Source organism: Bacteroides reticulotermitis JCM 10512, assembly GCF_000517545.1.
Lineage (GTDB): Bacteria > Bacteroidota > Bacteroidia > Bacteroidales > Bacteroidaceae > Bacteroides > Bacteroides reticulotermitis.
On the sequence record NZ_BAIV01000019.1, the window covers coordinates 57,975 to 80,019 of the forward strand.

9 protein-coding genes and 5 pseudogenes are annotated in these 22,045 nt (G+C 46.0%); 11 read left to right on the top strand and 3 right to left on the bottom strand.

Annotated features, from left to right (window positions below; all coding sequences use genetic code 11):
* Nucleotides 1–80: 80 nt before the first annotated feature.
* From JCM10512_RS12425 to JCM10512_RS12445, 6 genes and pseudogenes are all read left to right on the top strand, one after another.
* A pseudogene (locus JCM10512_RS12425) lies at nucleotides 81–2,827 on the top strand (endo-acting ulvan lysase-like protein).
* A gap of 141 nt (nucleotides 2,828–2,968) precedes the next feature.
* Nucleotides 2,969–3,510 (top strand): annotated as a pseudogene (locus tag JCM10512_RS12430) (DUF3575 domain-containing protein).
* Between the two features lie 81 nt (nucleotides 3,511–3,591).
* Nucleotides 3,592–5,589, top strand: a complete 1,998-nt coding sequence (locus tag JCM10512_RS12435) for a tetratricopeptide repeat protein (RefSeq protein WP_394354198.1) — start codon at nucleotides 3,592–3,594, stop codon at nucleotides 5,587–5,589.
* Between the two features lie 5 nt (nucleotides 5,590–5,594).
* A complete protein-coding gene (locus JCM10512_RS23940) occupies nucleotides 5,595–5,936 on the top strand; it encodes a hypothetical protein (RefSeq protein ID WP_244437163.1) in 342 nt (113 codons plus the stop codon).
* Complete coding sequence (locus tag JCM10512_RS12440; RefSeq protein ID WP_244437164.1) at nucleotides 5,912–8,395, top strand: hypothetical protein; 2,484 nt, start codon at nucleotides 5,912–5,914, stop codon at nucleotides 8,393–8,395. Before JCM10512_RS23940 ends, JCM10512_RS12440 begins: the two co-directional genes overlap by 25 nt.
* 159 nt (nucleotides 8,396–8,554) lie before the next feature.
* Nucleotides 8,555–9,965, top strand: a pseudogene (locus JCM10512_RS12445) (glycosyl hydrolase family 28 protein).
* Between the two features lie 362 nt (nucleotides 9,966–10,327).
* Here the strand turns inward: JCM10512_RS12445 and JCM10512_RS12450 are convergent.
* The 3 genes from JCM10512_RS12450 to JCM10512_RS12460 form a co-directional block, all read right to left on the bottom strand.
* Nucleotides 10,328–10,960: a nitroreductase family protein gene (locus JCM10512_RS12450; RefSeq protein ID WP_044163472.1), complete on the bottom strand. Its 633-nt coding sequence runs from the start codon at nucleotides 10,958–10,960 to the stop codon at nucleotides 10,328–10,330.
* Between the two features lie 6 nt (nucleotides 10,961–10,966).
* Nucleotides 10,967–11,335: a DUF1304 domain-containing protein gene (locus JCM10512_RS12455; protein ID WP_044163473.1), complete on the bottom strand. Its 369-nt coding sequence runs from the start codon at nucleotides 11,333–11,335 to the stop codon at nucleotides 10,967–10,969.
* Between the two features lie 79 nt (nucleotides 11,336–11,414).
* Nucleotides 11,415–11,852: a MarR family winged helix-turn-helix transcriptional regulator gene (locus JCM10512_RS12460; protein ID WP_044163474.1), complete on the bottom strand. Its 438-nt coding sequence runs from the start codon at nucleotides 11,850–11,852 to the stop codon at nucleotides 11,415–11,417.
* A gap of 255 nt (nucleotides 11,853–12,107) precedes the next feature.
* On the opposite strand from JCM10512_RS12460, the pseudogene JCM10512_RS24855 reads away from it, so the two are divergent.
* The 5 genes and pseudogenes from JCM10512_RS24855 to JCM10512_RS12480 all read left to right on the top strand — a co-directional run.
* Nucleotides 12,108–15,338, top strand: a pseudogene (locus JCM10512_RS24855) (sensor histidine kinase); the annotation flags it as partial.
* Nucleotides 15,339–15,418: 80 nt separating this feature from the next.
* Nucleotides 15,419–16,186: pseudogene (locus tag JCM10512_RS25090) on the top strand (response regulator transcription factor); the annotation flags it as partial.
* A 225-nt stretch (nucleotides 16,187–16,411) separates the two neighbouring features.
* A complete protein-coding gene (locus JCM10512_RS12470) occupies nucleotides 16,412–16,942 on the top strand; it encodes a sigma-70 family RNA polymerase sigma factor (protein ID WP_044163476.1) in 531 nt (176 codons plus the stop codon).
* Nucleotides 16,943–16,988: 46 nt separating this feature from the next.
* Complete coding sequence (locus tag JCM10512_RS12475) at nucleotides 16,989–20,249, top strand: SusC/RagA family TonB-linked outer membrane protein (RefSeq protein WP_044163477.1); 3,261 nt, start codon at nucleotides 16,989–16,991, stop codon at nucleotides 20,247–20,249.
* A 19-nt stretch (nucleotides 20,250–20,268) separates the two neighbouring features.
* Nucleotides 20,269–22,026 (top strand): RagB/SusD family nutrient uptake outer membrane protein, encoded by a 1,758-nt coding sequence (locus JCM10512_RS12480; protein WP_044163479.1) that lies wholly within the window; start codon nucleotides 20,269–20,271, stop codon nucleotides 22,024–22,026.
* The last annotated feature ends 19 nt before the right edge of the window (nucleotides 22,027–22,045 follow it).

Sequence of the window (22,045 nt, forward strand, 5' to 3'; positions counted from 1 at the left end):
TTTACTTTATTCGTTAATTAGGTAAAAGGTACCATCTCTTCGTATATTACATCAATTGGAACTCTAAAAAAGAATGATACATGAAACGAATCGGATTATTAGTTTGCTTTTTAACTTCCCTGAGCCTTTATGCGCAGCACATACCTTTACCCACATCCATGCCTCAAAACCATCCGCGGGTATTGACAACGCCCGATGGCAAAAAAGAGACCTGGGCCTTGATTCAAAAAGAAACCTGGGCTAAAGAAGTATTCGACGGTTTGAAGCAGCGTATCGACACATATACGCAGCGCACGGAAAAGGAACCGGACTGGCTACTCTCCCGATTGGCCATGTATTGGAAGTCGCATGCCACCGATGTATATATAAAAGGAGAAAACTTCGATCATGCGGGAGGAGCGAAGGCTCCGGCTCCCACGGTGCGTTATACCGGTACGCGCGGCACAACGGCAACCCATGGGCGCCCTAAACTGGAAGATGTCGTTCCGTACGACGATTCGGATGGCAATGTGACTTTCTGCAACAATGCTTTGCCCGGCCGTCCGCTGGAAATCGTTCATCCGGCTAAGACTGGCCGAAATATTGAGAGCCTGAATTGCGAAATACTCGGTATTGCGCGTGATGCCGCTTTCCTTTATTGGATGACGGGAGAGAAACAATACGCCACACTTGCCGCCAATGTGTTTGATACGTATATGACGGGGATTTATTATCGGAATATCCCCGTCGACCTGAATCACGGACACCAGCAGACCTTAGTCGGAATGACCTCGTTCGAAGTCATACACGAAGATGCCTTGCATATCATTGTTCCACTCTACGACTTTCTCTACGATTACCTGAAAGTCAACTACTCCGCCCAAATGAATATATATGCCGACGCTTTCAAAAAGTGGGCGGACAATATCATTGCCAACGGAGTGCCTCATAATAATTGGGATTTGTTGCAGGCTCACTATATCATGAATGTCGGATTGGTGTTGGAGGACAATAAACAGTATGCCGACGGGAAAGGACGTGAATACTACATCGACTATGTGTTGAACCAATCAAGCATTCGCCAATGGAGCCTTTCCAAACTAGCTAACTACGGTTTCGACTCCCAAACGGGAATCTGGGCGGAATGTCCCGGCTATAGCAGTGTTGTGATTAACGATTACGCCAATTTTGTGAATATATTCGACCGCAACCTACAATATGACTTGGTGAAGGCGATGCCCATACTTGCTAAAGCCGTAGCAACCACGCCTCAATACCTGTTTCCGAACCGGATGATTTGTGGCTTTGGCGATACGCATCCTACGTATCTAAAGTCGAACTTCTTTATCCGAATGGTGCAGAATGCGCAAATGAATGGCAAAAAGGAACAGGAGAAATACTTCACCGCTTTACTGAAATGCTTAGATCCGAAAGCCGGGCAAAGTATGGATGAGCCCCAAAGCGTTCGTGTATCGGTTAACTCCTTCTTTGACGAGAAACCTTTGGTTCTCGACCCCTCTGTGCAAGCCGGTAACCTGGAAGCTTATGTCTCTCCCTTGTTCTATGCTCCGAATGTGTCGTGGTTGGTGCAGCGTAACGGGATGAATCCCCGCCACAGCCTGATGATCTCGCTGAATGGGAGTGAGGGGAACCATATGCACGCCAACGGCATATCGATGGAACTTTATGGCAAAGGATATGTGTTGGGCCTGATGCCGGTATCGGGCTGTCGCTGTACAGCGGATTGGATTATGCCGAATACTATTCTCAGTTTCCCAGTCATAACACAGTCTGCGTAGATGGAATATCCAGTTACCCGGTGATGAAGAGCAATCACGCTTTTGATCTGCAATCCTGCTTTCCGGCTTCTGCCGAACCGGGAAAAGAGTTTGCTTCGGTAACGTACAGCAATGTCGCTTTTCGGGAACCGGAGAGCCGTGCCGATCAAACTCGTATGATGAGTATTGTCACGACGGCAGCCGATGCAGGCTACTATGTAGATGTATTCCGTAGCCGGAAAGAGCGGGGAGGAGATAAGATGCACGATTACTTTTATCACAACCTGGGACAAACCCTGACGCTGACAGCCGCCGACGGAAGCGATTTGAATCTGCAACCGACCGAAGAACTTGCTTTTGCCGGAGCTCACCTCTATGCTTATTCCTACCTATATGATAAGAAAATGGTGGCAACAGGCAAGGATGTCAAAGCTACCTTCCGCATGACCATGAAAGAGGGAGATGACATATCCATGAATCTTTGGATGAAAGGAGAGCCGGAGCGTGAGGTGTTTACCGCTTTAGCCCCTATGACGGAAGGCTTGAGCCGTACGCCCGGTATGCCCTATAATATCAAAGAGCAACCCACGCTCACTTTTGTAGCACGTCAACATGGCGAAGCCTGGAACCGTCCGTTTGTGGCTATCTACGAACCTAGCTCGGTGAAAGAGCCTTCCTCTATCCGGAAAGTGAGCTATTTCGACGCGGCCGAACAAACGCTAACTGATTTTGCGGGGATTTGTGTAGAAAATAAATCGGGGCGAATCGATCATATATTTTCTTTATCCGATTGTTCAAAAACGGTGACTTATCAGGATATGCAGGTTCGTGCGGACTATGCTCTTGTAAGTAATGAATATGCAGAAAACCGTACCCTGTTTTTAGGAAACGGTACGCTTTTAAAAGCTTCAGGGGTGAATATATTCGCTGATAAAGCCACCAATGTGCTGCTTGAAAAGAAAAACGGAGAATGGTATGTGACCGCTTCCGCCCCCTGCACAGTCGTTATCGGTAAGAAGAAAGTCCATGTCGGAACGACGGTTCATTCGACATTATTATTTATTCAATAAGCGTTGCCACCTCGTTCGAAGGTGGCAAAAAAGGTGCATATAGATGTGATGAAATAGTATAAATTTGCTATTTTTACAGCTTCTAATCGGTGTCTGGTCCGGTTAGAAGCTTTTTTGTTTAGTGCGAAATCAATAGACATTATGAAAACAGGAAGAAGGGTTATCGCCATTCTCTTTTTTATTTTAGGAAGTATCTCGTCAGGGTATTCCCAGCGTGTAGCGATAAAAACAAATACATTAGGTTGGCTGACAGCAAGTCCCAATATCGAAGGGGAGTTTGTGCTGAGCAGCATTTCACGTTAGGCATGAGTGTCGCGGCGAATCCGCTTCGTACCGAGAAGCTTAAAACTACGTTTACCCATTTCCAGCCCGAAGTACGATACTGGATCAACCGTCCGATGGTGAGTCATTTCGTGGGGCTTACCGCTTTTGCCAACAACTTTAATATGCGTTTTGACGATGTCAATCACCAAGGCGATGCGTTCGCTGCCGGATTTACATACGGTTACGCCTGGATTTTGAGTTCTCATTGGAACATCGAAGCAACTCTGGGGGTGGGCGTTCTGCATTATCGGCAGTTCAAATACGATGTGGGTACGGCAAAACCCGCTTCAACGAACGATCGGCGAACGATGCTCGCACCGATCAAACTAGGGGTGTCTTTCGCGTACATTCTTCGATAAACCAAACGAATCATTGTAGACAAGGAAGAGATGGAAAACAAAATAACACGTCATTGGTCAGCAGGAGTTTTTCTTTTATTAATGTTGGCATGTTGCGTCAATCTATCGGCTCAGCGCATACGTGTGCAAGGGCAGATAACCGATCGCAACGGCAAAGGTGTTCCGAATGCCAATGTTTTTAGTTCGGAGAAGAAAGAACGTATTGATATGTCCGACGAAGATGGGCGGTACAGTGTGCTGGCCGATAAAAACGCGTCGCTGAAATTTACCTGTATCGGATACGAAGACTATACCGTGAAGATCGGAAATAAGCAAATCATTGACGTGGTACTGAAAGAGGCGGTTTTTGCTCTGGATGAAGTTACGGTGATTTCCAAAGTGAAGAACAAGGTGGTTCCCGAACCGACCGATATTGAAATAAAGGGCAACTACTTCCACCTGAAAACCCGGGTACCTGTCCCGAAAGAGATGTTCAACTCACATCGGCGACTTATCCTTCAGCCCTCTATCTACGACGTTACCGAAAAGAAACGTTTGTTGATGCAACCCGTGGTTTTCGATGGTGAAGACTATCACGTCAGCCAAAAACGTATGTATGATTACGAACCCGATCGTGATCCGCTGAATGCCTATGTACGGGTAAAAGAAACCTCCACCCGGCAGGGTGATGTGATTGCTTATCACGATTCCTTGTATATCGAAAACCTGAAACACGATTACCGTGCCGACGTTCACATAGCTATGGAGAACTATCGGAATATTGTCTATCGGGACTCTTTCTCGATAGCTCGGGGAACGGTCAACCCGTTGCGTTTCCTCGAATATAAGTTTTCGGCATTTAGCCTTACCGACGAGCGTTATATCCCGAAACCGATCATGCAACTGCGTGATACGAAAGGAGAAGTGAATCTTACTTTTCTGGTAGGTAAGGCCAGTCTGGACGATCGGAATCCCCGGAATCAAATCGAATTGAACCGTTTAAACAGCGAGTTGCGGGCGATCGAAAATAACCCCGACGCTTCGCTTCGGAGTTTTCACATTGTCGGAATTGCCTCCCCCGATGGGGGTTATGAGAATAACCAGAAGTTGGCAGGGCTACGAACCGACAAAGCGTTGGAACGAATCCTTTCCCAACTGGACGCGTCTACACGCAAGGCATTGGAACTAAAGTCCGCCGCTCAGGTTGCTCCGTGGAAAGACGTTGTCGGATTGCTTCGGAAAGACGGGCTTGTGAAAGAAGCGGCAGAGATAGAAGGCCTGATCAAACAATATGGCGAACGCACCTACCGGTTGAACAAGGCTGTTAAGTCGACCTCTTATTACGATAAAATACTGTCTGTTTACCTGCCTAAATTACGTAAGGTGCAATACACTTATGGCTACTCCATCTTCCGTTCGCTGACCGACGAAGAGATCAAAGCGCTTTATCGGCAGAAACCGCATGACTTGACCCGCTTTGAATATTACCGACTTCTGGTTACGGCGGAAACGCAAGCGGAAAAAGAGAAATATGGCAAGGAAGCGATCGAAGCCTACGAAGGATTTACCTATGCAGCTAATGAACTTGCGGTGCTGAATATTGCCAGGGATACGCCCGATGCTTCCATTCTTGCCCCGTTTGTCGGTCGATCGGCTCCGGTGGAACTGCTGTCCAACCAAGCCATTGCCTTGTTACACGAGGGTAAATATATGAAAGCCGATTCGGTATTAACTCTGGCACCTGCCGGAACCGTTCCCGCCGATTTGGAAGCGATTGTACTCGCTATGTCGGGTAGCCATGAAGAAGCGTTTGAACGAGTCGCTTCGACCAGCCCTTTAAACGAAGTAGTGATGTTGCTGGCCATGAAGAAGAACGAGGAGGCTTGGGAGAAAGCTGTTAAGTTGAATGCCGGTTCGGCTAAAGAATATTACGTGAGAGCTATTGCTGCCAATCGGTTGGATAAGATCGGCGAAGCGATACTGAATATCGAAGCTGCGCTCTCCCTAGACCCTTCGCTGTTAGAGATTGCCCGGATAGACGGTGATATAATCGACCTCCTTCCGGAAGAACAGAAAATTAAAAACACCTTGGAAAAATGATCGGAATGTCGCGAATTACTATACTTGTCTGGACGTTGTTTGCTGCGGTTACTCTGCGTGCACAAGACTACGGTGCTTTGCAATATATGTTGCAGAAGAGACCTGCGAACGAGAAATTTACTACTAACCGATGGAATGAACACCTCTTCCTCTCAGCCGGAATCGGGCCTTACCATCTGCTGTCGAATGCGGAAGAACGTGCTTCCGTTGGAATGAACGCTTATCTGTTCGTGGGCAAGTGGTTCACGCCCGTACACGGGCTTCGGCTGGGTGTGAATATGGCCTATATGCTACCAACTACTACAATTCTAAAATCAAACAGTTGGGTGGTAGCCTGGACTATTTGATGAATATGTCTGCGCTGGCTTACGGATACAACGAGAAGAGGGTGTTCGAACTGATTGGCGTGGCAGGTTTGGATGCGGGTTATTCGAGGGTGGAAGGACGTGGTAAGCTGTTTGGAGGCGGACATCTGGGCTTACAGGGGAGCGTGCGCTTGTCTCCGTCCGTTGATCTTTTTGTGGAGCCTCGCATTGGCTGGGCTAATGACGCGCTTACGCATGCCGACAGTTGGCGAAACTATCGAATGACGGGTACGGTATTGGCGGGTCTGACGTATATGCCCACTATTCCTATTGCTACCCGGAACCATACGGATGAGTTCGACCGGAGCTCGTTCTGGAATCATACATTCGTCTCCTTTTCGAGTGGAGTCAATGTGCTGAAAGTACCGGGAATTAAAAATTCACTCAAAGGAGCGGGACCACATTTTACAGCTGCTATCGGTAAATGGTTCAGTCCGTCTTCGGGACTTCGTTTGTCGGGAGTGGTGGGATATGGAGACACGCCCGCCGGAAGTGAAAGTAATTACCTGAAACATGTCGACGCGCGTGCCGACTACCTGCTAAATGTGACTAACGTTTTGTGGGGATATGATGAAGATCGTTTCTTTACGCTTTCGGGTGTGGCAGGTGTGAATGTAACAGGTGTGAAAGGAACCGATAAAACGGCTAACTATTTGCTTGGTGCAGGCGTGGGGATGCAGGGAAGCTTTCGACTGAATCGGTCGGTCGACTTATTTGTCGAACCCCGACTGAACGTATATGGTAAACGGTATGCCGGTGGTCGGGGATATTTTAATTCCGATCAGTTGGGCGAGTTGAACATCGGTTTGACCTATCATGCGACAGATCGGAGGGAATTATCTACCGGAACGAAATTTACAGGCCGAAAATTCACCGACAACTTGTTTATGACTACCGGATTGGGAGCGCAACTGTTTGTGAATAAAACCAATCTAAAGAAAGGAGGAGCTTGGGGACCCATCGCCACAGCTACACTCGGTAAGTGGCTTTCTCCCTCTTCCGGACTCAGGCTGGTGGGGACAGCCGGATACTTTGGCAATTATAGCGCTTCTCCCAGTCGGGAACGACACGCTCATATAAGTGCCGGAATCGATTATTTGTGGAACATCACTTCTACAATGAGCGGATACAATCCCGAACGTGTTTTCGAACTGATCGGCTCGGCGGGGGTGAACTTCGCTTATACGTCTAAGTCCAACCGGCAATGGACGCCGGGACTTGATGGCGGGTTGCAGGGTATATGGCATCTGAACGACTTTTTGGGTTTATATCTCGAACCTCAGGTGCGTGTGTATGGCGACAAAATGGTGAAAGGCAATCTGGGCTTTATGCAGAAAGATGTCTTGTTTAGTCTGAGTGCCGGACTTCATTATCGCTTTACGCCTTATTCCAAGGCTGCTTATCGCAGTCGCTTCATCGAGAATGACCGACGTATGTTTGTCTCGGTAGCAGGTGGAGCGAGTGGTATGTTTGTTGCCAATAAGGATCTTTTCAAGCGAATGGGGACGGGGATGCAGGTCAGTGTCGGCAAATGGTTTACCCCTTTATCGGCATGGCGGGTGAACGGAACGGTTGCCCGTATGGATATTACTCGGTCGCAAAGAATGCATTATGCAGGGGTGGGAGTAGACTATATGATGAGTCTGGCTACCCTGGCCAAAGGATATAGCACCACCCACGTGATCGACGTAGTACCTTTTGTCGGTGCTACGATCGGTACTTCGTATCGTCATTCCGACTTCGCGGTTATTCCCGGTATAGATGCCGGTGCGCAACTGAAGTTTAATGTATCCCGTTCGCTCGATTTGTTTGTCGAGCCCAAAGTGGGCATACGTGCCGATAGATTCAATGGAATAGATAACGGACGGCCCGATCGGGTCGTGGCGTTGCTTGGTGGTGTTACCTATAAACCTCGTGGAGCCGGGCGCGTAATGCGCTCTTTGACGCAGGACTTCAAACCCCGTACTTTTGTTTCTTTAGGCGCAGGCACGGGACTTCACAATAACAGTGCGAGCAGAAACGATTTTTCTTTCCGCACCGATCTCACCATTGGACGTTATTTCACCCCTCTTTCGGGTATCCGCTTGGGCGTAACCCATGCCGATCTGCGAATGGCGGGTACTGTCGATCGTGTCAATCACACCCAGGTTCATGCCGACTACTTGTTGGATATGACCACGTTGCTGAACGGATATGTACCCGATCGGCGTTTTACCCTTAGTGGAATTGTCGGAGTCGGCTTGAATACCTCTTCAGCGCCAACCGCCAAAGTCTCGTTCGGTGGCAATGTCGGCGCGCAAGCCAAATTGACTCTGTCGAAGCACTTCGATCTGTTCGTGGAACCTCTGCTCAATATGTATAATGCGAAAACGGATGGGCGACAGGGAGAAACAACCTCTTTGAGTGCCAATGTTTTGTTGGGTACGATGTATCGTTTCTAATTTCTACTATTTACTCGTTTAGCCGGTAACAGATAGGCTGTTATCCCGCCGATAATCCCTCATATCCATAAAAAAGTGGTGTCTGGTAGGTAATTCTTTGCCTTTGTTCGTAATTAATAGGGAAGAAGTATGGCAAACTAAATGAAAATAGTAATCGAAATGAATATAACAGCAATTCTATCAGGTAAAAGAAAATGGTTCTTGGCAGCCTCTCTTGTCTTGACGACTTGGGCAAGTGCTCAATTGGTGACTTATCCGAAGGGTTAATGTGGGCATGCCGCATAACGACGATTATACAGTGAAGGTCCGTGTTCCCGGAGGAGAATGGAGTGATCTATTTGAATACAATGTGCAGGTTGATATGGACAATGTGCAGTCCGCCTCCATGGTACAGTTCGATATGGGCAGTCCCGTGGAAGTGATGGTGAAAAAGAATAACGGACTGATTCAGGATGTTCAGATTCGCCCGTTGGTCAAAGGAGTGCAGCATACGGTAAACCGCAATACTATTCTCTTTACGTTGGAAAAGCCACAGTACCTGTCGGTCGAGTTTAACGGCGACCGTCTGCACAACCTCCACCTGTTTGCCAATCCGTTGGAAACCGAAACCTATACGGAAAGCAGTGATAAGGTGATCTATTTTGGTCCCGGCATTCACCGACCGGAAGATTTGCCGAATACGCAAATACAAATACCTTCCAACACTACGGTCTACTTGGCTCCGGGAGCCATTGTGAAGGCAAAACTCTTGATCGATAAAGCTGAGAATGTACGGGTAATCGGTCGGGGAATTCTCGATCATCCCATTCGCGGCATTGAAGTTACGCACTCAAAAAACGTATTGATCGATGGAATTACGGTTGTGAATCCCGATCATTATACGGTGTTCGGAGGAGAAAGCACCGGACTGACTATCAAAAACCTGAAGTCTTTCAGTTGCAAAGGATGGAGCGACGGAATCGACTTGATGTGTTGCAATGAAGTGCTTATCGACCATGTCTTTATGCGTAATAGCGACGACTGCATCGCCATCTACGCCCATCGTTGGAATTACTACGGAGGTAGCAGGGACGTGACTTTGCAAAATGCTGTTTTATGGGCGGATATCGCTCACCCGATCAACATTGGCGGCCACGGTAATCCGGCGGACAAGATCGGAGAAGTGATTGAAAATATAACGATTCGCAACGTCGATATTCTGGAGCAGGATGAAGATGATCCGCTTTATCAGGGCTGCATGGCGATCGACTGCGGTGATAAGAATCTGGTGCGGAACGTTTTGTTTGAAGACATCCGTGTGGAAAGTATTCAGGAGGGGCGATTATTCCACATTCGTGTTCGTTTCAATCCCAAATACGATAAACAACCCGGACGTGGCATTGAGGATGTGACTTTTCGTAACATTACCTACAACGGGGTAGGCGAGAATCCTTCTTTAATCAAGGGGTTGGATGCAGAACGTGGTATCCGGAATGTCACATTCGAGAACGTGATGCTTAACGGAACCAAAATGAAAAGCATCGATTCCTTTATTCAGAACGAGTTTATCAAAGGAGTTAAGGTGCGCTAGTCTTCGGGCTTGTGCCCGTTTGCTTTAGTCAGGCCTTGGAACGTTAATAGCTTGGTTCTGATGTGTTAATAGTCTATCTGCTAAGTATTAATATGCTGGAATTCAAGTAACTTTAATCAAAGGCTTCGGTTGCTTGAGACAAGTACTCAAGTTGCTTAAGAGAAGGGGTCGACTTGCTCAACTACACCGGTCGATTTACTCAGAATGAGTACTCAATTTACTTAGGAGAAGCGGTCGATTTTTCCAAATGCTCGGGGGAAGCTTCACATCCGCTTCATCTGATCCAAAAGAATGATAAAGGGAGTCTTGTTTTAGATCAAAACAAGACTCCCTTTATCTTTATCTATGAGTTAGAAATTCGTCTAGAACCGTATGACGAACTCATCTGCTGAAACTCTCACTTTCTTCATCGGAGCGATCCAGTCGTTTGCAGGGTCAGCATAGCCAACATACATCAGCGAAACACTCTTCAAACCGTACTTGCTCAATTCGAGTACGTCGTCTACCACCTGATTGTCGAATCCTTCGGCGGGAGTAGTATCTACTCGTAGTTCTGCTGCTTGCGCCAAGGCCATTGCCAGCGCAATATAAGTCTGTCGGGCCGTATGAGCAAAGTTTACTTCTGCCGGCTGGTTCAGGTAAATTGCTTTCAGCTTATCGGTGTACGAGCTGAATCTTCCTCGGGGCAGCCCTCTCTCATCGGTTGTGAAGTCGTACATCTTATCGATGCGTTCCATTGAGTACTTGTCCCATGCGGCAAAGATGATGACATGCGAACAATCCCTCATACATTCGGGGTTCAAGGCTCCGGCAACCAGCTTCTCTTTGATTTCCTGATTCTCGACTACAATAACCTTGAACGGTTGTAATCCTGAAGAAGTTGGTGCCAAACGGGCAGCTTCCACGATTTTGTCTATTGTTTCCTTGCTTACTTTCTTTGCGGGGTTATATGCCTTTACGGCATGTCTCCATTTTAAATCTTCTATTAATGACATATCTGTTTATTTTGAAATGATTATAAATATAATTGCTAAAAGTGCAGGCAATGCCTGTAGAAAGAATATCTTCCGGCTTGCGGTCAGCGCGCCGAAAATACCGGCTACGACGACACAACCTAGGAAAAACAACCGCACATTGGTGCTCCATAACGAGTCGTCAATGAGAAAAGACCAAGTGAGGCCTGCCACCAGAAAACCGTTGTAAAGCCCTTGATTGGCTGCTAAGTTCGTAGTAGGCTTAAATAAATCGGGTGGTAAAGAACCTCCGAATGTTTTTTTGCCGACAGATTCCCAAGCAAACATCTCCATCCAAAGAATGTATAGATGCTCGACTGCTACGAATGCAGTCAGAATAATTGCGATGATATGCATACTCCTACTTATTTTAAATTGTTTCTTGCATCTTCGTTCTACGCTCCGGTGGGTGTGACACCGATAATATACAACGTTTTCACCTTTCTTTAGTTTCTACTTTTGATAATATATGATCGATTATTTTCTTTAATTGCATCAATTCTTCTGTGGATACTTTCATTGCTTCCACAAGCTTTTGGGGAACTGCTAAAGCTTTTTCCCGCAGCTCTTTGCCTGGTTGTGTCAGCGTAATGTTCACACTGCGTTCGTCTTCGATGTTTCGTGTCCGGACAATCAGCTGCTTTTGCTCCATGCGCTTTAGCAATGGAGTAAGCGTCCCGCTGTCGAGATTCAGTTTTTCACCTATCTGCGAAACTGTTTGCCCATCCTCCTCCCAAAGTACCAGTAGGACCAGGTACTGAGGATATGTAATGTCTAATTTATCGAGAAAAGGTCGATAGCGACTCACAATCTCCTTGGCCAGCATATATACCGGGAAGCAAACCTGATTGGCTAATTTTAATTGTTGTGGCATTGAATTCTATTTTATTCCGCAAAGATAGCGGGCAATTAGATTGCGCACAATATAATTGCCCGTAAAAAAGTTAAGCTACTATAAGAGAGTGAGATGCGAGATGCTTGGGCACTTAATTCCCTCTTTTAGACTTTACTTTGCTTGCTAAACCTTATCTTTGCTCATCATCACAGCTAAAAAAACAGATACGGAATACGGGAGTTTGACTTTTGGTTCGTATACTAAGGTAGTCGTGATAAATAAAGAATGAAAACTATGAGAACACAACTATACTTGCCGGTGCTTTTGTTAATAGGGCTTCTATTCCCGGAACATATTCGTTCGCAGGAATCACCTTATATATTCCGCCATATCGGTGTAAACGAAGGGCTGCCTGACAATTATGTGAAGAGCGTTTTTCCGCTTCCGGACGGACGCATTGGCATTCGCAGCACCGTACTGTTGAGCTTATACGACGGAACAAACTGCTCGGATTATCTTTTTAATCTTCGGGGAGAGTATCCCATTTCCTATAATCACATCATTCCCGAACAATACATGGACGCGGACAAACGTTTGTGGATGAAGGAACGCCGCGGATTGCGGGTATTCGACTTAACGACCGAGCAATACATCTACAACATAGACTCCCTGTTTCAGCAATTTGGATTGAAAGAAAAGGTGGCGGATATGTTTGTTGATGCCGAAGAGAGATGTTGGTTCCTGACAGCATGCTCCTCCATCTATATGTATGACAGCGAGCCGGGGACCTTGGAACTGGTTGGTAGGAATGATGAGTTCATGGAGTATTACGGTGGACTGTTGGGGGTTGAAAGTAATGGGAAATATAGCTGGATGGTTCACCAGAAAGGCATTATTCGTTGCTACGATCAGGAGAAGAAACGCTTTGTGAAGCAAGTCGACTTTCTGGAGGGACAACTAAAGCCGGACGATCGGATCATACTGAAGATACTTGGCAATGGCGATTTCTGGTTGATGTGGGACCGGGGGATAGGCTATTACGATGTGTTCAACAAAAAGTGGAATCCGATTTCCAGCATCCGGCTAGGTCATTATTCGTGGTTTACATCGATGGATGTAGATAAAGGAGGCAATGCGTGGGTTGGTACCGTGAACGACGGTTTTTATGTGATTGATATGCACAACTTTTCCGTGCATCAGTCTTTGGATATTCCGTTGTTATCCGGCAAATTCATTCGGAATGGCATACAGAGCATTTATTGCGATCCTGAAAGCGACGCTGTCTGGATGGGGTTGTTTAATCAGGGAATCTGTTACTATCATCCCAGCATGAATAAATTCAAGTTGCATAATAAGAAGGCGACGGGAGGAACTTGGCATGGAGACGAAATACGTTGCATGTTGGAAACCTCGAAAGGCGAGATCCTGATGGGAGCTGTGCAGGGGCTCTATCGCTATGATCCCGTGACCCAGCGCATGGATATGTATCATCAGGAGTTTACCCAGAAGAATTGCCGTACACTTTATGAAGACAGCAAGAAGCGTATATGGGTAGGAACCTATCACGACGGACTCTATTGCATTGATAACGGGAAAGTACGGGCTTATGCCTATCCGGATACCGACTATCAGAACGAACAGGATTACAGCAACATACGAGTCATGATCGAAGACCCGGCAGGACGGCTCTGGATTAGTATATACGGAGGAGTCGGGTTGCTCGATCCGGAGAGTGGCAAGATTACCTTATTGTCCGAACAGTTTCCGGAACTTAAGAAGTATAAGGTGGCCAATACGCTGGCAATCGATAATCAATCCCGGTTGCTTGTAGGGAGTGATAACGGATTGTACATTTTCGATCCGGAGAAGAATACGGTGTGGACACAGGAACAGCCCGGTCAGGCTAACTCGATCTTTAGTCGGGGCAGTTACAAATACAATCAGATCCTGAAAGATCATGAAGGCACCCTGTGGTTCGCTACCCAATACGGACTGAATATATTGACGCGCAATAATCAGAGTTACATTCTGGGGAAGGAAGATGGGTTTACCAGTGCGATTCTGAATGTAGTGGAGGATAAAGAACATAACATTTGGGTGTCTACGGTTACTTGTATTTATAAAATAAAGGTGGAAAGGAAGACGGAGGGCTATGAGTTCCATGTGATCAGCTACCTGTCCGAGGCGGAAATACGGCAGGACGATCTGTTCAGCTTTCCTTCGTTGATTACGCATGACAATCAAATGTACTTCGGCCTGATGAGTGGCTTTATCACCTTCTCACCCGAAACGTTGATCGATAATCAGTGCCTTACCCGTCCCTTATTTACGTCTTTCAGACTGTTCAACACCCCGATTGCTTCGGGCGAAGCGTACAACGGACGTGTATTGTTCGACAAGGCTCTCGGCTATTCGGATAAAGTGGAACTCGACTATGACGAGAACTTCATTACGCTTGAATTCTCGGGACTAAACTTCCCGAATCCTTCGCAAACCTCGTTTCGCTATATTCTGAAAGGGTTCGATAAAGAGTGGACGGAGAGCCTGTTCGAAAACGGACATGGACGTGTGACTTACAACAATCTTCCTCCCGGCGAGTATGTATTCCGTGTTTTGGCGGCAGGTAACGATGGAGTATGGGGACCGGAAGCCGAGTTTACAATCCTCATTCATCCTCCGTTTTGGGATACATTGGCAGCTCGTATATTCTATGCCCTGTTGAGTTGCTTCTTGATTTTCGGGGTGATTTACAGGTTGAACCGCCGGAATAAACGGAAGATGCTTCGTATGCAACGAGAAGAAGCGCTGAAGCAGAAAGAGGAGTTAGATCAGATGAAGTTCCGCTTCTTTACGAATATCAGTCACGAACTACGTACCCCCCTGACGCTTATCATCACCCCGTTGGATATGATGGTTCGCCGCATGACGGATGAAAAGACAAAGAAACAACTGACTACCATTTATAAGAATGCCCAAAGTCTTTTGGGACTCGTTAATCAGTTACTCGATTTCCGCAAACTGGAGATGAAGGGAGAGAAGTTACACTTGATGAACGGAGATATGGAGGAGTTTGTCACTTCGGCCTACAACAACTTTACACCGATGGCTGTGGAAAAGCATCTCAACTTTGTCAATCAGACACCTCACAAGGCACTTTATATGTTCTTCGATCGCGACAAGGTACACAAGATCGTCAACAACCTGCTTTCTAACGCTTTTAAATTTACTCCCGAGGGAGGTACCGTTAACTTGCAACTTTCCATTGAACAGATCGAACAAAGAGACTACGTTCGGATTGAGGTCTCAGATACCGGAATCGGCATATCCGAATCCGATCTGCCTATATCTTCGACCGTTTCTATCAGGTTGGTACTTCGGGAGACGATAAGATGGGGAGCGGTATCGGACTTCATCTGGTTAGAGAGTACGTCAACATCCACGGCGGCAGAGTTACTGTGGAGAGCCGGATGGATTGCGGAACCGTGTTTGTCGTATGGCTTCCGATGGATCTGAAACCCGACGGGATGGAGGATGTTTCTTCCGAAATAGATTCCGGGCTGAATCCGGATGAGGTGGTACTTGCGTCCCCGGTCGGTAAAAAAGAAGATGGACGCAAGAAGTTGCTGCTGGTAGAGGATAATAAAGAGTTCCGTACTTTCCTGAAAGAGCAGTTGGAAGATTACTATCAGATTATAGAAGCCGGTGATGGAGAAGAAGGAGCAAAGTGTGCGATTGAGGAGAATCCCGATTTGATAATCAGTGATATCATGATGCCCAAGGTAGATGGTATCGAGCTTTGCCGCCGGATAAAGACCAATGTGCACACATCCCATATTCCCGTCATCTTGTTGACTGCCCGTACGGCGGATGATATCAAGATCAACAGCTACGAGGTTGGTGCGGATTCGTATATGGCGAAGCCTTTCAACTTCGATATGTTGATGGTGCGTATCGAGAAACTGATCGAACAACAGGAAAAGAGGAAACAGGAGTTCCGGAAGAATATCGAAGTCAATCCGAGTGCGATTACGATAACCTCAGTCGATGAGCAACTGATACAGAAAAGTCTGGAATATATTGAAAAGAATATGGATAACCCGGAATATGGCGTAGAAGAACTGAGCCGTGACTTAGGCATGGTGCGTATGAGCTTGTACCGCAAACTGCAATCGATAACCGGCAATACGCCGACCGACTTTATTCGGAGCATTCGTTTGAAGCGCGCCGCTCAACTGTTGCAAGGCAGCCGACTGCCCATTGTCGAAATAGCCAATCAGGTAGGCTTTAGCTCACCCAGTTATTTTTCGAAGTGTTTCAGAGAGATGTTCGGTATGCTGCCCAAGCAATATGCAGAGGAGCATCGGACGAAATAATAACCAGGTATCATCCATACGAATTTAAGAACAGGAGCATGTTGCAACGAACAAAACTCCTGTTCTTTTTTTGAGAGACAGCAAGCACAAACCACTTCCGAACGCAATTTTAGTGAGAAAACACGCATCTGTTACCATAATGCTCTTATCTGTTACTTTTCTGTTATCCGCTCAGGATGCTGCATTGTACCTTTGTGACATCGTTAAACGGATAAATTTAATACCATGAATAAACAGCCAGCTACATTTGACGACTTCTTCTCTGCATGTTACCTCAAACATCAGAGATATATCAAAAACTATATCGCTATCCGCATTTGTAACTCCTATGAGGCGGAAGATTTGGCGCAAGATGTTTTCGTGCGTTTATGGGAGTACAGGGCTTTTGTGAATAAAGAGACTGTTTGGTCCCTGCTTTTCACCATCGCCCGTAACATCGTGACCGATAAAATACGACGTTACTACAAACAGGAAGACTTTGTTGCCTATCTATATAATAATGTAAAAGAGGAAAGCCGGAGCACCACCGAAGAGACGGTGCAATATGGTGAACTGAAAGAGATGCATCGTTCAGTTGTGGAAAAACTCCCACCCAAGCGTCGGCAGATTTATGAATTAAGTTTCAATCAGGAACTATCATGTCCCGCCATTGCCGGGAAACTTTCTTTGTCCCCTCGTACCGTAGAATGTCAGTTGTTGTTGGCACGTAAAACCGTACGCACGTATTTGCAGAACGAATACTCCAAGGTCGGCTAAACAACCGGCTCGGAAAAACATATTTAACTTTAATAACAATAGTATTATGGAAATTAAATCCAAATTCTTATGTAGTAGAGGAGTTGCATTGGCTTTTGCCATGCTGTTGGGCGGCTCACCCGGTGCGGCTCTCTATGCAAATGGCTCTGTGGAAGATAATTGGGTTGTCGCCCAGGCAAGTCGCACAATCAAAGGACTTGTTACGGATGCGAATGGTGAACCGTTAATCGGTTGCAATGTAGTCGTTGTCGGAGATAATGCGGGTGTGATTACGGATATAAACGGTCAGTTTACGCTCCATGTTCCGGCTGAGGCCAAACAAATAAAGATCAGCTACATCGGTTATGTCGACCAAATCGTTAACATTCAAGACCGTGCCGACTTCAAAATCACCCTCAAAGAAGACAATAACGCCTTGGAAGAAGTGGTTGTAGTAGGTTATGGTACGCAAAAGAAAGCCACCTTGACCGGAGCGATCGAACAGGTCGGTAGTCAAGTTTTGGAGAGTCGTGCTATCACCAATGTGGGTGCTGCTTTGCAAGGAGCAACGCCTGGTTTAGTGGTAACCCGTTCTTCTTCACGTCCGGGTAATGAAGGATTGAAATTCCAGATTCGCGGTCTGACATCTGTCAATGGTGGAAGTCCGTTGATCGTAATTGATGGAGTACCGGCATTGAATGATGTGGCTTTTCAGAATTTGAACCCTGATGATATCGAGAGTCTCAGTGTGCTGAAGGACGGTTCTGCATCTATCTACGGTGCACGTGCTGCTAACGGTGTGATTCTGGTGACAACTAAAAAAGGTAGAGGTAAAGTGACGGTTGATTATAACTTCAATATGCGTTTCACTACCAATGGTATCATGGCCTTTTCTCCAAGCATGCAGGAGTATGCAAGTATGTGGTTGGAAGCCAACAAAGAGCAGAAAATAAAGAACTGGTGGAACTGGAGCACGGAAGAAAACCTGTTGAAGATGCAACAAGGCATTGAAGGGATCTACCATACCAATGCAAAAGACTGGGGCTATGATCTATTCATTGGAAACGCTAACCGTCTGGAAGAGATGTTCGCTCGTCGTTACTCTTATCAACACAACCTGAGTATAGCCGGTGCTACAGAGAAAACCGATTATCGCATATCTTTGGCGTATGCAGATAATCAGGCAAACTTAGCGACCGCATACGACGGACAGAAACAGTTGAATTTACGTTTGAACTATGGGATCAGACTGACTGACTGGTTCAAATTGGAAACCTCTGCCAGTGTAATCAAAACAAATACCGATATGCCTTCTTCGGGTATCGATACTTCGATGTATGGAAACGAACCTCCGTTCTTTCCGGCTAAGAACCCTTATGGGCAGTGGTACGCTAACTATGGAAAGGTAGGCGACCGCCAACCGGTAGCTGCTACGTCGGATGGCGGACGTGATGAACGGTCGAATTTAACTACCCGTGTGGATGTGAAAGCAATCGTTGATATTTGGAGAGGATTCAGCTTTGAGGGAATGGCTTCTTTGCAGAACGAAGAATATCGCCGTGACCGTTATGTCATCCCAGTGCAGACATATGACTGGTTTGGTAATCCGGCAGATAAAATAGTAAAAAACACAGAGCAGTCATTGATCTATCCCGAAGATGTGCTGAACCTGAAAGATATTCACAACCCTGCGTACTTAATGCAAGCTAATAATCGTCAGTATCAGTATTATTCAGGATTGTTGAGATATAAACGTACGTTTGCCGATATTCATAACGTAGAAGGTATGTTTGGTATCAATGCTGAGAAATGGACGAATAAGAATATGACTGCTGCCCGGGAGAAGATGGAAGATGCAGGCGTATATGATTTGAATCTCGCTTCCGGAGCTCAAGGTAATGCCGGCGGAAAGACTCAGAACGGATATTATTCTTACATAATGCGGTTAAACTACAATTATGCGGAAAAGTATCTCGTAGAATTGATTGGACGCCGTGATGGAAACTCCAAATTCGCGAAAGGAAATAAGTATAAGAATTTCATATCCGGATCTGTTGGCTGGGTATTTACGGCAGAAGACTTCTTGAAAGCGATTACTCCTGTTGTGAATTTCGGTAAACTTCGTTTCAGCTATGGTGGCTCCGGAAATGATGCAGGCTTGGGTGATTTTGAGTATGTTACATCTATTTCTCAAGGTTCTACGGCTTTTGGACTCGCCCCTGGAAAGTTCGTCAGTACAAGTTTGGGACGTAACGGATTGGTGACAATGGATAATGTATGGGAACGGGTGACGCAAAAGAACCTAGGTGTTGACTTACATTTCCTTGACAGTCGCCTGACAACCTCTTTCGACTACTTTATGAAGGATAACACCGAAATGTTGTCGCAGGTTACTTATCCCGGTGTATTGGGTGGCGCGGCTCCTAAAACCAATAGCGGACATCTGAATGTGAAAGGTTGGGAGTTTACCATCGGATGGCGTGATCAGATAAAAGACTTCTCTTACTATGCCAACTTTAATATCGGTGATACAAAGAGTATGTTGAAAAAGTTGGAAGGAGCAGACAGCTATGGCGGTGGACTGAATGGAAAAGTGAACGAATATCCGTTGAATGCTTTCTTCCTTTACCGCACCGACGGATACTTCAAGGATCAGGCAGAAGTCGATCGTTACTATGCGTTGTATGGTAGCCAGGGAGGTGCCTTGACTAATGCTGGAAAGGGTACTGAAGCGGAACTGCGTCCCGGCGATACCAAACGCCTTGATTTGAATGGTGATTATAAAATCACAGATATTGGCTCGGAAAACAGTGACCTGCAGTTTATGGGCGATGCCAATCCGCATTTTGTTTATGGGCTAACTGTAGGCGGCTCATGGAAAGGAATTGATTTCAATGCCATGTTCCAAGGAGTTGGTAAGCAATATATCATGCGTAACGACTGGATGGCTTATCCGTTCCGTACAATCTATACCAACCAGAATCCTACATTCCTCGGTCAGACTTGGACGGAAGATAGTCCGAACGCTAAGTATCCGCGTTTGACTAATAATACGAATCGTTCGGCCTGGAATTACCAGATGAATGATTTTATGCTCCAGAATAGCCGCTACATTCGTTTGAAAACGTTAATTGTCGGTTATACATTACCACAGGTATGGACACGCAAACTGAAACTGGAAAAAGTACGTGTTTATTTCTCCGGCAACGACTTGTGGGAAACTACCAGTATTCGTGATGGCTTTGACCCGGAAATGGGCTCAGCTTCCAATACAAGTGGATACCCGTTTGCCCGCACATGGTCATTCGGACTTAATGTTACTTTATAATTAATACATTGACAATCATATGAAAAAGATAACTTATATATTGGCTTGCGCTTGCATGATAGCATTCTCTTCATGTGCGGATACGTTCCTTGATCTGGACCCGCTTGATATGAAAACAGACCAAGCCTACTTCAAGAACCCAACACATTTTCAGGAGTATGCAAATGGCTTTTACTCACAGTTGTTGGGATGGCGTTCAGGCATTACCGGACATATGGATCTTCAGTCCGATTTAATAACAAGCCGTAACGGTGAACAAACGGATATGGGATGTGGATCAATCTCTATCATTTCTGATGATGGACGTTGGGACCTTTTCAATAGCATTCGTACAGCTAACATTTTACTGCAAAGAGGCGATTCTTATCAGGGAGATCGCAGGGAAATTCAGCCCTATTTGAGTGCGGCTCACTTCTTTCGTGCTTATAATTACTTCTATTTGCTGAAATATTTTGGAGGTGTTCCTATTGTTACTGAAGTATATACGACCAGTTCATCCGGATTGAAAAACCCACGAAACAGTCGTTATGAGGTGATAGACTTTATACTGTCCGATCTTGATAAAGCTATTGAGTCACTACCGATTGAACAAAATATTGCATCTGCGGATAAAGGACATATCAGTCGTCAGGCTGCGAAGGCTTTCAAAGCACGTGTCTTGCTTTACGAAGCGACTTGGAGAAAGTACAATGGTACATCTACCGATTATGTAGGTTCTGCAGGGCCGGCTCGCGATCAGGTGAATGAGTTCCTGGATGAAGCTATCACACTGGCGAAAGAAGTAATGGATGATTCGGCCTTCAGACTTTGGAACTATAATACCAATCCTGATATAAAGAATCTGAGCAACCGTTATTTATTCTGTATTGAGAATGCGGAAAGTAATCCGGGTGCCTATGGACGGGATACGAATCAGGAGTTTATCCTTTATTCGGTATTCGACCGCGTAGCAAATCCGGGTGCACAAGAATTGAATAAAAACATCCTGTCGTATATCTATCCTACGCGGAAGTTCATAGATATGTTCCTTTGCACCAACGGCCTTCCGATTACGGGCAATGCTCAGTTTCAGGGCTATCATAAAGTGGGAGATGAGTTCAAGAATCGCGATTATCGCTTGAATTCCTATGTTGGAGACCCTACGGGATCAACCATCAATCTGGCAGGTACAATCGGGTTTACCGGTTATGGTGACCAGAAGTTCCGTTGTCCAACCGCAAAAGACAAAGAAGAGTCGGCTAACTATCCTATACTCCGATTGGCAGAGGTGTATCTTATTTATGCAGAAGCATTGGTAGAACGCAATGGTAAGATTACGAATGATCAATTAAACGCTTCCATCAACAAGTTACGTGATCGTGCCGGTGTAGCTCATTTAACGAATGAGTTAGCAGACAATAACGGATTGGATATGCTGACAGAGATTCGCCGTGAACGAACTGTAGAGCTTTTCCTGGAAGGTTTCCGCTACGACGACCTCAAGCGTTGGGGCATACTGGAGAAAACTTTGAATCAGTCCCGTTTGGGAATGGTGGTAGGCCAGCAAGGGTATGCCACTCCGTTTAAAGACGCATCCGGTTCTGTGATAACTGCTACATACAGTCCCGATTCTTACCGTTATGGTGAAGCGTCGGTGGCAACAGGAAATGGCGAGTTATCTTGTGTCGTGCTGATCCCAGCATCAAACTGTACGCTTCGTAAAGCGCACTATCTCTATCCGCTCCCACAGCGTCAGATAGATTTGAATCCAAATCTGAAGCAGAACCCGGGATATTAACAAACAAATAGTCGATACT